The following is a 15,854-nucleotide window of genomic DNA, read 5'->3' on the forward strand; positions in this document are numbered from 1 at the left end:
AGAAAGAAGATCCTATTGTTGGATCTTCTTTTTTTATAAAAATTAATAGAAAGGGAATTCTATTAAATTAGTAATCATATTACTTAAAAATTAAGCGTAAGAATAGAGTAAATGAAGGGAGATATAAAATGAATAAAGTGAAACTGAAAGTATTTCATATAAAGTATGTAATGATATGTATTTTATTCACGATTATATGTATTCTCACTTCATTCTTCATTTCTAGTAATTCAAACGTATTTAAATCGTATTATGTTAATCAATTATTAGGAACGAATTCTACGAAAGGCCTCATGTATATGATAGGTAGTGAAAATCGTTATTTTGCAGAAGAATTTCATAAAGAAAAAGGACGAGCGTCTTTGGAATCTTTTTTACTTTCACTTTCTACAAATATTAATGTAAATGACCTCCGAAGCTTATTAACTCGAGAACTTCCAAATATGAATCAATTTTATTCGGAAATATTAATTGCCGGGGAAGGAACAGATTATACGAATATTCCTGAAGAATCTAGTATTCCTTTAGAGAATATTAAGAATGAAGGTACTGCTGTTAAACACCCAAAGAGTGAGAAAGAAAACAATTCAAATACACAAAATAACGGTGAAAATAAAGTTTTTATTTATCATACACATAGTTGGGAGTCGTTTATTCCTCTCATCCCAGGTGCTACTGTACCTGATGATGCCTCAAGTACAAATAATGAAGTGAACATTACGTTTGTTGGAAACTATTTAAAACAAAAGCTAGAAGAAAAAGGAATAGGTGTTTCACATGATACGACAAATATGAGAGATTTTCTGCGAAATAAAAATTTAAATTGGGCGCAATCCTACAAAGGATCCCGTCAAATATTACAAGATAAATTGGCACAAGATAAAAATATTATGTTTCCCATTGATCTTCATAGGGACGATGCACGAAAAAATATTACGAAGAAAACGATTAATGGAAAGGATTATGCACGACTCTATTTTATTTTAGGTCGAGAAAATCCTAACTATGAAAAAAATAAAAAAATAGTAACGGCAATCAATTCATATTTAGATGAAAAGTATTACGGTTTAAGCCGAGGTATTTTTATTAAAGATCGTAAAAGCGGGAACGGAGTATATAATCAAGACCTTTCTCCCAATGCTTTACTTATTGAAATGGGAGGGGTAGATAATACACCAGAAGAATTGTATGCTTCCGTTGATGCATTAGTAGAAGCATTTAGCCACTATTATAATGAAGTAACTAAGAAAAATAATTAAAATAAAAAGGAGTGACATCTAGTCAGAAGTGCTAGGGGGTTACTCCTTTTTTTGTAGAATATAAAATCACCAATAGATGTTAGTAGTTAAAAAATCTTTCTTTTCATTCTTCTTTTTCTAGTTTTATAGGAGAATGCTATGCTTCTTATTTCACCTACTGTATAATAAGGAAAAAGCACGAAAAGAGGTCATCTCATGCTAGAGGTTATTGCAACATGTTTAGAAGATGTAAAACGAATTGAACGAGCTGGCGGGAAGCGAATTGAATTAATTTCATCTTATACAGAAGGCGGTTTGACGCCGAGTTATGCATTTATTAAAAAAGCGGTAGAAGCAGTACATATACCGATTCACGTTATGATTCGCCCGCATGCGAAGTCTTTTACATATACGGAAGAAGAAATTGAAATGATGAAAGAAGATATTGTAGTTGCTCAGAAATCAGGAGTAGCTGGTGTTGTATTAGGTGTATTAAATGAAAAGAATGAAGTGGATGAAGAGAAACTAGCGAATTTATTATCTGTGGTAGATGGGATAAATGTTACATATCACCGTGCAATAGACGACATAGAAAATCCAGTAGAAGCGATGAGAACTTTAAAGAAGTTTCATAAAGTGACTCACGTTTTAACTTCAGGTGGACAAGGAAATATAGTGGAGAATATCCCGGTGCTTACAGAAATGCAAAAGGTAAGCGATGGTCAAATTCAGCTTGTAGTTGGAGCTGGCGTGACGAAAGAAAATATAAAGCAATTGCTAGATGAAACTGGCATTTCGCAAGCTCATGTCGGTACAGCCGTAAGAGAAGGGAAATCATGTTTTGCTGAAATTGATCTTAATTTAGTACAAGAATTAGTTCAAATCATAAAATAAATGCGTAAGAAAGAGGAGAAATGATGAAGGAAAATACGAAGAAAGAATTATTCTCATGGGCTAAAACGATAGGATTTACCCTTGTATTAATCGCAATTATTCGCGGTGTATTATTTACACCGTCATTAGTACAAGGCGAATCGATGATGCCTACACTAGAAAATAATGAACGAGTTCTCGTAAATAAGATTGGTTATAGTATAAGTGGATTAGAACGCTTTGATATTATCGTCTTCCACGGAAAAGAAGGATACGATTTAGTAAAACGAGTAATTGGTTTACCAGGCGATACAGTTGAGTATAAAAATGATGTATTATATGTAAACGGAAAAGCGATGGAAGAACCATATTTAAAAGAGTTTAAAGAAAAAGCAGCAGGCCGTGTGTTAACTCCAGACTTTACGTTAGAACAAATCACAGGAAAAACGAAAGTGCCAGAAGGCCAAGTGTTTGTTTTAGGAGATAATCGTGAAGTTTCTAAAGACGGTCGTATGTTTGGATTTATTTCAGAAGATGAAATTGTCGGAAAAGGACAAGCTGTTTTCTGGCCGTTGAAACAAGTGAGAGCGTTATAAAGAAAAAGTATGGGAGAAATATTCTTCCATACTTTTTTTATGCCTATTTATTTAAATGTTTGGTTTTGCCATAACTTGAGCTTTTGAAAGAGAACCATCATTATTTCTAAATTTCATTTTGTATTCACTTTACATAAAGGTTAAGTAGCTGAAAAATATATTGTTAAAATTGAAAGAATATTTTATAATTTTAAATTATATGTTTGTTTCAGAAAATGGAATTTAAGTTCCGGAATTCGGAACAAGAAGGAGATAGAATGATTATAAATAAAACGGCAGTTAAGACAATGGATATTTTAGAGTTGTTTTATGAGCATGAAGAGCTAAGTTTAACAGAGATGGTTCAGCTTACAAGTATGCCGAAAACATCTGTTTATCGTTTAATTGGCTCGTTAGAAGAAATGGAGTTTTTACAAAAAAACGAAAAGGGGAAATATCGTTTAGGAGTCGTGTTTTTACGGTTCGGTCAACTTGTTTCACAAAGACTATCCGTAAGAAATATTGCGATTCCATATATGAAAGAGCTTAGAGATAGTTTAGGGCAGGCAGTTAATTTAATTATTCAAGATGGTAATGATGCGATTTATGTGGAAAAGATGGAAGGTGCTCAACCTGTACGTGTGTATACGGCGGTTGGAAGAAGAGCGCCACTTTATGCGGGTGCATGTCCGAGAATTTTATTATCGTATTTCTCTGAGGAAGAAAAACGAAAATACATAGAGGAAACGGATTTAAAGCAATTTGCAGATGGAACAATTGTAGATAAGAAACAATTGCTAGAAGTGTTACAAATGGCAAAAAAGGAAGGACATACAATTAGCTACTCTGAGTTAGAAAATCATACAGCGGCTATAGCAGCGCCCATTTTCGCAAGCGATGGAACGGTTGTAGCAGGCATTAGTATTTCGGGATTAGCAATTGAGTATAGCGAAAGTAACATTCCTTATTTTATCGAGAAGGTAAAAGAGACAGCGAATCGCATTTCGAAAGAACTCGGCTTTTTGGCATAGAAAGAGGGAGTAGGATGAAATTTTCTGCGTTAGGGGATCAAGCGATTATTGTTACATTTGGTGAAAGAATTGGAATGGATACTTACGAAAAAGTGCAGCGATTATTTCAAGCGCTGCAGCAACATCCGTTTGTAGGGATGGTTGAATGTGTTCCGTCGTTTACTTCATTAGCTGTTTACTATGATTTGTATGAAGTATGGAAGGAAAATGATAGAAAGATAAGACCGTATGATTACGTATGCCAATACATAACTGGAATGTTACATACGTATAAGGAAGAGCTGAAACGAGATGTGAAACATATTTCTATACCTGTTTGTTACGGGGGAGAATATGGACCTGATTTAGAAGAGGTCGCACATTATCACGGTTTACAAGTAGAAGATGTTATTCGAATACATAGTGAAACAACGTATTTTGTGTATATGTTAGGTTTTACACCAGGGTTCCCGTATTTAGGAGGACTATCAAAAGAACTAGAAACGCCTAGAAAAGAAACACCGCGGTTACAAATCTCTCCTGGTTCGGTAGGAATCGGCGGAAATCAAACAGGTATTTATCCGCTTGAAACACCGGGTGGATGGAATATTATTGGACGAACACCAATCTCCTTATTTAATCCGGAAGAAAAAACACCAACCTTTATTCAAAGCGGCATGTATTTACGATTTATCCCAATAACGAAGGAAGAGTACGTATCACTTGAGGGGGCTAAAGAATGGATGTAGAAGTTTTGCATGCGGGAATGTTTACAACAGTCCAAGATTTAGGACGATCTCATTACCAACGATACGGCGTAACCGTTGGCGGGGCGATGGATCAAAGTGCACTTCGGATGATCAATATGTTAGTTGGTAATGAAGAAAATGAAGCGGCGCTTGAAATGACGATTATGGGACCGAAATTGTTAATAAAGAAAACGACGTTACTTGCGATTGGCGGTGCGGATATGGAACCGTTATTGAATGGGGAGCGTATACCATTATGGCGTCCCATTTTAGCGGAAGAAGGTAGTATGCTTTGCTTTGGAAAAGTGAAAAGTGGTTGCAGAGCATATGTGACTTTTGCAGGTGGTATCCATATTGATCGCATCATGGGAAGCAAAAGTACTTACATACGTGCTGCGATTGGCGGTATAGAAGGGAGAATGTTGAAAAAAGGAGATTATTTTCAAATTGGTGAACGATCAGAAATAGCAAATTGTTTCATTCAAGACTTACAAAAGGATGAGCACATAAAAACAAAATGGGCAATTAGTAGCAGCGTACGACCAAAATATAAGAAGTATCCTAAACTTCGCGTTATAACTGATTTTGAATATGATCAATTTACAGAAGAAAGCAAAAAGGCATTTTTTACGAAAGAGTATAAAGTATCTAATTACGCTGATCGTATGGGTTATAGGGTTGAAGGAGAAATTTTAAATAGAGCCGTTGAAAAAGAGATTTTATCGAGTCCTGTTACATTTGGAACCATTCAAGTTCCTAATGGTGGACAGCCGATTATATTAATGGCAGATAGGCAAACGACAGGTGGCTATCCGAGAATGGGAAATATCATTTCAGTAGATTTACCTCTTCTAGCCCAGCTAAAACCTGGGGACTATGTTTCTTTTGAGAAAATTACGCTTGAAGAAGCGGAACAATTGTACATAGAACAAGAAGTAAATATGAATCTATTAAAGAAATTCATTGTTTTACGAAGCTGAAATTAGGAGGGGAACAGTGTGACTACAATTGATTTAAACTGTGATTTAGGAGAAAGTTTTGGCGCTTATAAAATGGGGAATGATGATGAAATTCTTCCATTCGTATCCTCTATAAATGTTGCTTGCGGTTTTCATGCAGGTGATCCGTCTGTTATGCGGCAAACGGTTGAAAAAGCTCTGCAGCATAACGTAGCGATAGGGGCACACCCAGGTTTTCCAGACTTAATTGGATTTGGTAGAAGGAACATGAATGTTTCAGCAAGTGAAGTATACGATTATGTTTTATATCAAATTGGCGCATTAGACGCATTTGTGAAAGCAGCAGGTGGGAAGATGCAGCATGTGAAACCGCACGGTGCTTTATATAATATGGCAGCGACTAATCCGGAAATTGCGGATGCAATCGCAAAGGCAATATATCATAGTAATCCAAATCTATTACTTTATGGATTAGCAAATAGCGAGGCGTTTATACAGGCTGCGGAAAAATATAATATAACTCTCGTACAAGAAGCTTTTGCAGATCGTACGTATAAGCAAGATGGAACATTAACGAGTCGTACGGAAGAAAATGCGCTTATAAAAAATGAAGACGAAGCGATAAAGCAAGTGCTTCAAATGGTGAAAGAAGGGTATGTAAATTCGGTGAATGGCGAGAAAGTAGAAGTTCAAGCGAAAACGATTTGTTTACATGGTGATAGTGAAAAAGCAGTGCAATTTGCGGAGAGAATATACAGAACATTCGAACTTAATGGTATTTCTATTTGTGCACCGAAGTAAAAATATGAGGGGAAGTGCTGAAATGATTAAATTAATCGGGATACTACTCGTTGCAGTTGGTTTTTTATTTAGATTAAATACACTTTTAGTAGTTATGGTTGCAGGTATTGTTACTGGTATGGTTTCAGGATTAAGCTTTTATGATGTCATCAGTATGTTCGGTAAATTTTTCATAGAAAATAGATATATGTCTATGCCAATTATATTAACTTTACCGGTAATCGGAATTTTAGAGCGTTACGGTTTAAAAGAAAGAGCAGAAGCACTTATAACGAAATCAAAAGGCGCAACAACTGGAAGAGTATTAATGTCATATTTCACGATAAGAGAATCATCAGCAGCACTTGGACTGAATATTGGTGGTCATGCACAAACAGTAAGACCACTCGTTGCGCCTATGGCCGAAGGGGCGGCGCAAGGTAAATACGGTAAGCTTCCTGAAAAGTTAAGAGAAAAAATTAAAGCAAATGCAGCAGCGGCGGAAAATACAGCTTGGTTTTTCGGAGAAGATATTTTTATCGCAACTGGTGCTATTTTATTAATGAAGGGATTCTTCGATTCAGTAGGTATGCATGTCGGTGTATGGGATATGGCGCTTTGGGGTATTCCAACTGCAATATCTGCACTTATTGTGAGCTGGATCAGATTTAGAAGATTTGATAAATATATAGCGAAAACGATGGAAGCAAAAGAAAAAGAAGAGAAGGTGGCAATATAAAATGAACATTATCACAATGGATACAATCTATTACTTATTAGGTATAATCGTTGCCTTTATCGCTGTTCGTATCGCATTCGATCGTGAACATCCAAATCGATTTGGTTCTAGCCTATTTTGGGCGTTATTTGCAGTTACATTTTTATTTGGAAATGTAATCCCTTCGTTTTACGTTGGCTGTATTGTACTCGCTATGGTTGTGTTAGCTTCACTAAATAAAGTAACAAAATCAGAGGAGAAAGAAGTTCCAGTACAACAACGTGTAAAACATGCGGAGAAATTAAAAAATAAAATCTTTATGCCTGCACTATTAATTCCTATTTTTACAATTATCGGTACGTTAACGTTAGGGAAAATGAAATGGGGAAATGTCTCCCTTGTTGATCCAGATAAAGTAACGCTAGTAGCATTAGCACTAGGAGCATTACTTGCATTCGTTGCGGCGATGCGTATTACAAAATCGAAGATAACAACTCCTGTACAAGAAGGAAGTAGACTATTACAAGCTGTCGGCTGGGCTGTCATTTTACCACAAATGTTAGCGGCACTTGGCGGTATTTTCGCAAAATCTGGCGTTGGACAAGTCGTTTCTGATTTAGTCGGCCAAGTGTTACCGACAGAGTATCCGTTCGTTGCTGTTATGGCGTACTGTTTAGGGATGATGCTTTTCACAGTCGTAATGGGAAATGCTTTCGCAGCGTTTGCTGTTATTACTGGTGGAATTGGTTTACCTTTAATTGTACAAATGCACGGCGGAAACCCAGCAATTATGGCAGCGCTCGGTATGTTTGCTGGATATTGCGGAACGTTACTTACACCAATGGCAGCAAACTTTAATATCGTTCCTGCGATGCTATTAGAGCTAAAAGATAAAAATGCCGTTATTAAAGCGCAAGTACCAATCGCTCTTTCCATCTTTATCATAAATATGTTTATTATGTACGGTCTCGTATATCGTTTCTAATTAGGAGGGGAAAACTATGAAAACAGTATTATTAACAGGGTTCGATCCGTTTGGCGGAGAAAACATCAATCCAGCTTGGGAAGTTGCAAAAAATTTGCATGAAAAAACAATCGGAGAATACAAGATTATTAGTAAACAAGTCCCAACTGTATTTCATAAATCAATCAGCGTATTAAAAGAGTATATAGAAGAATTAGCACCGGAATTTATTATATGTATTGGACAAGCAGGGGGTAGACCAGATATTACGATAGAGCGTGTCGCAATTAATATTGATGATGCAAGAATTGCTGACAATGAAGGGAACCAGCCGGTAGATGTACCAGTCGTAGAAGAAGGACCAACTGCTTACTGGTCTACACTTCCGATGAAAGCAATTGTAAAAAGACTTCAAGAAGAAGGCATACCAGCTTCCGTTTCACAAACAGCAGGTACATTCGTTTGTAATCACTTATTCTATGGTCTCATGCATGAACTAGAGAAGCGTGATAAGAAAATAAAAGGCGGATTTGTTCATATTCCATTTTTACCAGAGCAAGCGAGCAAGTATCCAGGGCAACCGAGTATGTCACTTTCTACTATTCGTAAAGGGATAGAGTTGGCAGTTGAGGTAACGATGACCGTTGAGGTGGATATAGTGGAAATTGGGGGTGCGACGCATTAAGTAGAATGAATTGTACGACACCTCCTGTAAACAACTGGTATAATAAGTATAGCAATATACATAGAGGTGATTTTTGTGCAACAATTTGAAGAAGTACATTCGATTTTAGAAAAAGCGAAGAAAATTACAGTATTAACAGGTGCAGGAGCAAGTACGGAAAGTGGTATTCCAGATTTCCGTTCAGCAAATGGATTGTATGCTGATGCGAATGTGGAAATGTACTTATCAAGAGGGTACTATAACCGAAGTCCGAAAGAATTTTGGAAGCATTATAAAGAAATCTTTCAAATTAATACGTTTCATCAATATAAACCAAATCGTGGTCATCGCTTTTTAGCAGAACTAGAAGAACAAGGGAAAGATATTACGATTTTAACGCAAAATATTGACGGTTTACATCAATTAGGTGGTAGTAAACATGTCATCGATCTACATGGAACACTTCAAACAGCACATTGTCCGAAGTGTAAAGCGGGATATGATTTGCAGTATATGATTGATCATGAAGTGCCGCGCTGTGAGAAGTGTAATTTCATTTTAAATCCAGACGTTGTGTTATACGGAGATACGTTGCCGCAATATCAAAATGCGGTCAAACGTTTATATGAAACAGATGTGCTTATCGTTATGGGAACGTCATTAAAAGTACAACCTGTCGCTTCATTCCCGCAAATCGCAAAGAGAGAAGTAGGAGCAACAACCATCTTAGTAAATGAAGAGTTAACAGGGCAAGAATATAACTTTGATTATGTTTTTCAAAATAAGATTGGTGAATTTGTTGAAGGATTGTCTTCAAGGAAATAAGTTATCGAAAAAACTGAGGTATCCGCCTCAGTTTTTTATTTGAGTAATCATTATATTAAGCAACATGAAAACATGTCGATAATGTAGTAACCACGTCTCTATAATTTATAAAAAAGTGTTTCGTAGGTAAAATAGCAGAGTAAGAAGTAGTATTATTTTTAACGAATACACAGTCTTCATAAAGTAAGTTAATATGTAGCTGTTGTAAAGGTTCTATTTCGTTTTGTTTTAAGTATACAACTAAGTCATTATAAAGTTGCGTACTATACTCACTTACAGACCATTCTAATGAATGCTGACCTACTATGCTAGTCCACCATACTTTAAAACTACATATTAATTCTTTAAAAGAGTCTTCATTACATAATTGGGTGTCAAAAAGCTTCTCATAGAAGATATGGTTTTCTTCATGAAAAATTTGTAAATCATATCGTTCGTTAGCAATTTGTTTGCGAAGTGAATGCCATAATTCTTTGAAATTTGTTTCAAAGTTAGTAGAGAAATTGAATTGTCTTGCTATGTAAGGAAAACGTAAATTTCCTGTTTTCTCTTTTTGGTTGAGATACATATTTTGAATGTAAATCATAAAGTTTAAACAATGAGACGCATTAGTATATATTGTAAATGAATTTGTCATTTCATGTTCTCCTTAGTAATGTCTTTTGTTATTAGTATACAAATAAATATAAATGAATGGTATAAAAACAATGGAATATAATCTTTCTTTTAGAATAACATTCATGTTATTCCTTAATAAGGGAATGGTAATAAATAGGATATAAAATTAAAAAACTGAAAATTAAATCTTTTATTTCTTTTGTAATTAATATAAAATTCTATATATATCATATAAATAAATTTGATACATAATGATTTTCCGTAGAAATGTTAATAGAATGAAGCGAGGGAGCGAAATGAGACAGAAAAAGGAGCAGAAGAAACAATCGAAAAAGAAAAAGACTCATATTCCTTTTCGGTTAAATGTACTATTTTTTATCGTCTTTCTTTTATTTTCAGCTATTATAATTCAATTAGGTAAAGTACAGATCATTGATGGAGAAACGTATAGAAATGAAGTGAACAAAAAGGAAGATGTAACGGTAAGTACACCTGTTCCTAGAGGGAAAATGTTTGATCGACAAGGTCAGGTGATTGTAAATAACAAACCACTACGAACCGTTACATATACAAAAATGAAAGGAGTAGACTCGAAAGAAGTTTTACAAGTAGCAAGACAATTAGCACAGTTAATTGAAATGTCGCCAGAGGATATAGACAAGTTAACAGAAACAGACAAAAAGGATTTTTGGATGCAGTTAAATGAAAAGCGGGCAGCAGCAAAAGTAACGAAAGAAGATGAGAGTAAATTTAGGAAGCAGGAGATAGAAGGGAAAGAATTAGATAAAAAAGTTGAAGAGTTACGTAGGGAAAGAATTACACAAGAAGAATTAAGCGAACTTTCAAAAGAGGATCTAGAAGTATTAGCAATTAAAAGCAAAATGAATGCGGGATATAAAATGACGCCGCAAATCGTTAAAAAAGATGTAAGTCAAAATGAATATGCAGTCGTAAGTGAAAGATTGGCAAGCTTGCCTGGAGTAGATACGACAGTAGACTGGGAACGTGAATACCCAAATGATAAAATACTTCGTTCTATCCTTGGTAGCGTTTCTACTGAAAATGAAGGATTGCCAAGAGAACAATTAGATTATTACTTAGTACGTGATTATAACAGAAATGATCGTATTGGTAAGAGTTACATTGAAAAACAATATGAAGATGCACTCCATGGAACGAAAGAACAGACTAGAAGTATTACAGATAAAACAGGAAATGTGATTCGAAATGAAAAAGTAACCGAAGGAAAAAGTGGAAATAATTTAATGTTAACAGTAGATATGGAGTTACAGAAAAAAGTAGAGCAAAGTCTTGAAAAGAATTTACGAGCATTTCATTCTGCAGAGCCGATGATGGATCGTGCATTCGTTGTAATGATGAACCCGAAAAACGGTCAAATTTTATCGATGGCAGGAAAGAAAATTGTAAATAAAGATGGCGGGATGCAAATAGAAGACTACGCTTTAGGAACGATGACAAGTTCTTATGAGTTAGGGTCAACTGTGAAAGGGGCTACATTATTAGCCGGTTATCAAACTGACACAATTAAGCCGTATACGCATTTCTTTGATGCACCAATGTATTTTAAAGGAAGCTCCAAGCCGAAGAAATCGTGGAAAGAATTTGGTGATATTGATGATTTAAGAGCTTTACAAGTTTCATCAAACGTTTATATGTTTAACACGGCTTTAAAAATGGCAGGTATAAATTATGTGCCAAACAATCCATTAGACATTAAACAAGAGACATTTAATAAAATGCGTTACTATTTTAGACAGTTTGGCTTAGGTGTACCGACTGGTATTGATTTGCCGAATGAATCGATTGGTCAAATGGGTAGAACAGATAACATACCTGGTTTTTTACTCGATTATGCGATTGGACAATACGATACATATACGCCGCTGCAACTTGCTCAATATATTTCAACAATTGCAAACGGTGGTTACCGAATGAAACCGCAAATTGTGCAAGAAGTGAGAGAGCAACCACATAGACCAGAGGATGTTGGAAAAGTTATTCGGTCTATTGAGCCAGTTATTTTAAATCGAGTGGATATGAACACCTCATACATTAATCATGTAAAAGAAGGATTTAGAAGAGTTTTTCAAGAGAATGATGGAACTGGTACTGCAACGTTTAAAGGATTACCATATAAACCAGCTGGAAAAACGGGAACAGCTGAAACCGTGTATGGTGGAGAAAGTGAAATTGGAAGAGATGAAAACAATAATAGAAAAAAATGTTATAATTTAACTCTTGCCGGTTATGCACCATATGATGCTGATCCAGAAGTAGCTTTTTCAGTTGTTGTACCATGGGTAAATGATGACAAATCAGGAATTAATTCCGCGATTGGTAAAGAGATTTTGGATGCGTATTTTGAATTGAAAACGAAAAGATCGGGTGGAAATCCAGTCCCAGTAGAGCAGCCGAACAAGGCCCAGTAAAAATAATATCACTGCATTGAGACTTATGGTGCAGTGATATATTTTTTGATTTAAAAAGCGTTTGAATAAGGTGGGAATGGATATGAAACAGGAGATTAAGAGAGGTTGGGGGAAATACATACTCTTCGTGTTTGTTTTGGTCGTAGCCTATCATTCTTTTACTTTATGTAAAGTGGAAGGGAAATCGATGCAACCGACTTTATATGAAGAAGACTACGTATTTGTAAATAAAGCAGCGGTACACTTTTCCGATTTAGAGCATGGAGAAATTGTCATTATAAAGGAAGAGGATGAATCAAAATATTATGTGAAACGAGTAATAGGACTTCCTGGTGACGTAATTAACATAACGAATGGATCTGTATATGTGAATGATAAAAAACAAGAAGAACCGTATACAAATAAAGATTTGTTTAATAATACGCAAGTGTTTTATAACTTTCAAAAGACAAAAATCCCGCCAAATAAGTTATTTGTAATGGGCGATAATCGTGAAATTAGTAGAGATAGTCGAAACGGCTTAGGATATATTGAAGAAGATAATATAATAGGAAAAGTGGAATTTGTATATTATCCTTTTTCAAAAATGAAGATTATAGAATAAGTGGGGATTTACAAAACCCCACTTATTAACGTTTCACTTTATCTTCTTTAAAAAACCTTTTGGGTTAAATGATATGAAAAACTTATGCTTAGATTCATCGATTATGAAATTGTTATTTGTAGCTAAAAACTCTTCAACTGCTTCCATTGGACCAGGCCCCCAATCGGGAGAAACAGGATTTCCATTAATAGATGTATCTTCTACGATAATATAACTGCCTTTAGTAACGATAGATTTATAAAGCAACAATTCTTTTGCTACATGCTCTTTACTATGATCAGAATCTAAAATAACTAAAATTACATCATTAGGTTTGCGCATACTTAATATTGTTTGCACAGCGGTTACTGAAACAGAGGAAGCTGTTAAATACGTAATGCGATCATGGGATGGACGATTTGGTTGTGGAAATATATCGATAGTAAGAACGTGACCTTTTCCAATTAAATCTAATATAGAAGCTAAATATAGTGCACTACCACCATAACAAGTGCCACATTCAATAATTAAGTCGGGTTTTAATTCGTAAATCATTTCTTGATATAAAAAAAGATCAGAAGGAAGTTTGAGAATGGGGACTCCAAGCCAATGTGTATCATATAACCAGACTCGACTATCGTAAAATTGTTTTAAAAATTCGCTGCTTATGTTATCGATTTTGAACACTCCTTTCTGAAACGAAAGTTGTACAATATATTATGTGAAATATAATTGTAAGGAGAATGTTTTTTAATAAAAATGAGAAAAATACCTCATTAAAAACCAATTGTTTGTATAATAAAAAACTTTTTGCAGGAAGTTACAGTTTAAATCTGTAAATGAGGGGAAAAGGAAAGGAGATGAACGTATGTATAAGTACACAATTTGTTTCATTAAAAAGGGAAAGAAAATACTCTTATTGAATAGAAACAAAAAGCCGAATATGGGAATGTGGAATGGTGTTGGTGGAAAAATTGAAGACAATGAAACACCATATGAAGGAATAATTAGAGAAACGCTTGAGGAAACAGGCATAGATCTTCCAAGTGTAACGTATAAAGGGAATGTAGTTTTTAAAAGCAAGGACGAGCCTCAGGGGCGTGAAGGAATGTACGTATTCCTTGCTGACCTGCCAGCTGGAGTACATATGGACACACCAGTAAGTACGGCGGAAGGATTATTAGAATGGAAAGAAATTGAATGGATATTAAATAAGGATAATAGAGGTGTAGTTAGCAATTTACCAAAATACTTACCAATAGTATTAACAGAAGAAAATAAGTTAGAGCATATATTCACATATGATAACCGGAATATTATTCATTACACAACTTCATTTTTGACAGAAGATGATGTAAACAAACAGTATATAAAAAGATCACTTTCATACTCTAATTGATAAAATATTTTAAAGAGCAATCGGCATTTATTTGTCGATTGCTTTCACTATATATGTGAGGTGATGATATGTTCCAGAAATACAATTCATTGATCATAATCGTCATATGTACGATGTTCCTTTTTGTAGCCTGTTCTAAAAGTGATAAAAAACTTAAAGACATTCAAAAAGTAGATTACCTCGTATCCTATTCAAATGCAATGAAAGCCGGTGGTTACATATATGCATATGATAAGAAAGGAAATGAGATTAGTAAAATAGAAGTGGATGGCCAAAGTATAATGAGTAATGCAAAAGGTGGGGAGGGGTACTACTTCTCATCAAATAGAAATAACAATCATTATGTAATTAAGCTGATGTGATTGCAAGACGTGGACGTACTTAACAATCTAGAAACCCCCACAAAATTTTTAAAAATAAACGAAAAAAAAGAGATGTAGACCCATCTCTCAGGCTGTAGACAAACATTTTTGGAGAGTTTAGATGCTAAAAAATAGTTTGTCTTTTGCTTTATGGCGAATTTATCCAACAATATATATATGTAGTACGTTCTATGCTACAATTTACTATAAGGGAGGAAGGTGTCTTATGAAAATATCCGTTTATGTTGCAAGTGCATTTAGCAAGGATCATAAAGGTGGAAATAAAGCAGGAGTGGTATTTATGGAGAATATATTGACCACTACTCAAAAAATGGCAATAGCCAAAAAACTGGGCTATGCGGAAACCGCATTTATATCAGAATCTGAAATTGCGGATTATAAAATTGAGTATTTTACACCAAAAGAGGAAGTTGATTTATGTGGGCATGCCACAATTGGCTCTTTCGCGATACTGATGCATGTAAATAAACTTTTTAAGAATCGCTATACGATTGAAACGAACAGCGGTGTTCTTACTATTACCATAAAAGATGACATCATATTCATGGAACAAAACGAACCGATATTCTATGATGTTATATCTCCAAACGAATTCATTGACTGTTTTGATAGTAAAGCTATAGACAATACATACCCAATTCAAATTGTCTCCACGGGCTTAAAAGATATTTTAATTCCTATAAAAAGCGAAACACAATTACATACATTGCAACCTAATTTTGAACAAATTAAAGAAATCAGCAAGTATTATAATGTTGTCGGGATGCACCTATATACTTTTAATGACAATCGAATAATATGCAGAAACTTTGCTCCACTATATGATATCAATGAAGAAGCAGCCACTGGAACTTCAAACGGTGCATTAGCTTGCTACCTTTATGAACAGCACTACTTACAAAAAGAAGTCTATGTATTTGAACAAGGTTATTCTTTACACTCGCCTTCTGAAATATTAGTTAAATTAGCAACGGATAGCAAGAATAAAATAGAAAAGGTTTATGTTGGTGGCAAAGGCTATTACTGTGAAACGAAGTATTTAACTGTAGAAAATATTGAGTGAAAA

General features: G+C 34.8%; 17 protein-coding genes and 1 pseudogene. 16 read left to right on the forward strand and 2 right to left on the reverse strand.

The genetic code is table 11. The annotated features are described in order from the left end of the window. Nucleotides 1–128 precede the first annotated feature (128 nt). From spoIIP to MR083_RS08970, 11 genes are all read left to right on the forward strand, one after another. Entirely contained in the window at nt 129–1,259 is a 1,131-nt protein-coding gene (spoIIP, locus tag MR083_RS08920) for a stage II sporulation protein P (protein WP_001045265.1), read from the forward strand. 195 nt (nt 1,260–1,454) lie between these two features. After that, on the forward strand, nt 1,455–2,132 hold the full coding sequence (locus MR083_RS08925; RefSeq protein ID WP_242269009.1) for a copper homeostasis protein CutC: 678 nt from the start codon (nt 1,455–1,457) through the stop codon (nt 2,130–2,132). A gap of 23 nt (nt 2,133–2,155) precedes the next feature. Further along, nucleotides 2,156–2,707: a signal peptidase I gene (gene lepB, locus MR083_RS08930; RefSeq protein ID WP_000662493.1), complete on the forward strand. Its 552-nt coding sequence runs from the start codon at nt 2,156–2,158 to the stop codon at nt 2,705–2,707. Nucleotides 2,708–2,964: 257 nt separating this feature from the next. Next, on the forward strand, nt 2,965–3,717 hold the full coding sequence (locus tag MR083_RS08935) for an IclR family transcriptional regulator (RefSeq protein ID WP_000586223.1): 753 nt from the start codon (nt 2,965–2,967) through the stop codon (nt 3,715–3,717). A 14-nt stretch (nt 3,718–3,731) separates the two neighbouring features. Further along, nucleotides 3,732–4,445 carry a 5-oxoprolinase subunit PxpB gene (pxpB, locus tag MR083_RS08940; protein ID WP_000672298.1) on the forward strand — a complete coding sequence of 238 codons (714 nt, stop codon included), beginning with the start codon at nt 3,732–3,734 and terminating at the stop codon, nt 4,443–4,445. Beyond that, nucleotides 4,436–5,425: a 5-oxoprolinase subunit C family protein gene (locus MR083_RS08945; RefSeq protein WP_000382251.1), complete on the forward strand. Its 990-nt coding sequence runs from the start codon at nt 4,436–4,438 to the stop codon at nt 5,423–5,425. The genes pxpB and MR083_RS08945 overlap by 10 nt, the downstream gene beginning before the upstream one ends. A gap of 18 nt (nt 5,426–5,443) precedes the next feature. After that, nucleotides 5,444–6,205, forward strand: a complete 762-nt coding sequence (gene pxpA, locus MR083_RS08950; RefSeq protein ID WP_000207328.1) for a 5-oxoprolinase subunit PxpA — start codon at nt 5,444–5,446, stop codon at nt 6,203–6,205. Between the two features lie 22 nt (nt 6,206–6,227). Next, on the forward strand, nt 6,228–6,923 hold the full coding sequence (locus MR083_RS08955) for a DUF969 domain-containing protein (protein WP_000593385.1): 696 nt from the start codon (nt 6,228–6,230) through the stop codon (nt 6,921–6,923). Nucleotide 6,924: 1 nt separating this feature from the next. Then, on the forward strand, nt 6,925–7,887 hold the full coding sequence (locus MR083_RS08960) for a DUF979 domain-containing protein (protein ID WP_001021640.1): 963 nt from the start codon (nt 6,925–6,927) through the stop codon (nt 7,885–7,887). A 16-nt stretch (nt 7,888–7,903) separates the two neighbouring features. Further along, the gene (gene pcp, locus MR083_RS08965; protein WP_000859716.1) at nt 7,904–8,551 is read left to right on the forward strand and encodes a pyroglutamyl-peptidase I; all 648 of its coding nucleotides are present in this window, start codon (nt 7,904–7,906) and stop codon (nt 8,549–8,551) included. A 66-nt stretch (nt 8,552–8,617) separates the two neighbouring features. Continuing rightward, nucleotides 8,618–9,355: an NAD-dependent protein deacylase gene (locus MR083_RS08970; protein WP_073569451.1), complete on the forward strand. Its 738-nt coding sequence runs from the start codon at nt 8,618–8,620 to the stop codon at nt 9,353–9,355. 55 nt (nt 9,356–9,410) lie between these two features. Here the strand turns inward: MR083_RS08970 and MR083_RS08975 are convergent, their stop codons facing one another. Continuing rightward, complete coding sequence (locus MR083_RS08975) at nt 9,411–9,992, reverse strand: hypothetical protein (protein ID WP_000185063.1); 582 nt, start codon at nt 9,990–9,992, stop codon at nt 9,411–9,413. Between the two features lie 277 nt (nt 9,993–10,269). On the opposite strand from MR083_RS08975, the gene MR083_RS08980 reads away from it, so the two are divergent. Together MR083_RS08980 and lepB (MR083_RS08985) are read left to right on the forward strand one after the other, a co-directional pair. Beyond that, on the forward strand, nt 10,270–12,423 hold the full coding sequence (locus tag MR083_RS08980) for a peptidoglycan D,D-transpeptidase FtsI family protein (protein ID WP_001249205.1): 2,154 nt from the start codon (nt 10,270–10,272) through the stop codon (nt 12,421–12,423). Between the two features lie 82 nt (nt 12,424–12,505). Continuing rightward, nucleotides 12,506–13,027, forward strand: coding sequence for a signal peptidase I (lepB, locus tag MR083_RS08985; RefSeq protein WP_000806882.1), 522 nt, complete (start codon nt 12,506–12,508; stop codon nt 13,025–13,027). A 33-nt stretch (nt 13,028–13,060) separates the two neighbouring features. On the opposite strand, the gene MR083_RS08990 is transcribed toward lepB (MR083_RS08985), so the two are convergent. Continuing rightward, on the reverse strand, nt 13,061–13,693 hold the full coding sequence (locus MR083_RS08990; protein ID WP_071713438.1) for a CmcI family methyltransferase: 633 nt from the start codon (nt 13,691–13,693) through the stop codon (nt 13,061–13,063). A 181-nt stretch (nt 13,694–13,874) separates the two neighbouring features. On the opposite strand from MR083_RS08990, the gene MR083_RS08995 reads away from it, so the two are divergent. The 3 genes and pseudogenes from MR083_RS08995 to MR083_RS09005 all read left to right on the forward strand — a co-directional run bounded on the left by MR083_RS08995 (nt 13,875) and on the right by MR083_RS09005 (nt 15,851). Continuing rightward, nucleotides 13,875–14,405, forward strand: a complete 531-nt coding sequence (locus MR083_RS08995; RefSeq protein WP_000280170.1) for an NUDIX hydrolase — start codon at nt 13,875–13,877, stop codon at nt 14,403–14,405. Nucleotides 14,406–14,473: 68 nt separating this feature from the next. Further along, nucleotides 14,474–14,755 (forward strand): annotated as a pseudogene (locus MR083_RS09000) (hypothetical protein); the annotation flags it as partial. 238 nt (nt 14,756–14,993) lie between these two features. Next, nucleotides 14,994–15,851: a PhzF family phenazine biosynthesis protein gene (locus MR083_RS09005; RefSeq protein WP_242269013.1), complete on the forward strand. Its 858-nt coding sequence runs from the start codon at nt 14,994–14,996 to the stop codon at nt 15,849–15,851. The last annotated feature ends 3 nt before the right edge of the window (nt 15,852–15,854 follow it).

This window comes from Bacillus cereus group sp. BfR-BA-01408, assembly GCF_022663305.1.
GTDB lineage: Bacteria > Bacillota > Bacilli > Bacillales > Bacillaceae_G > Bacillus_A > Bacillus_A pacificus.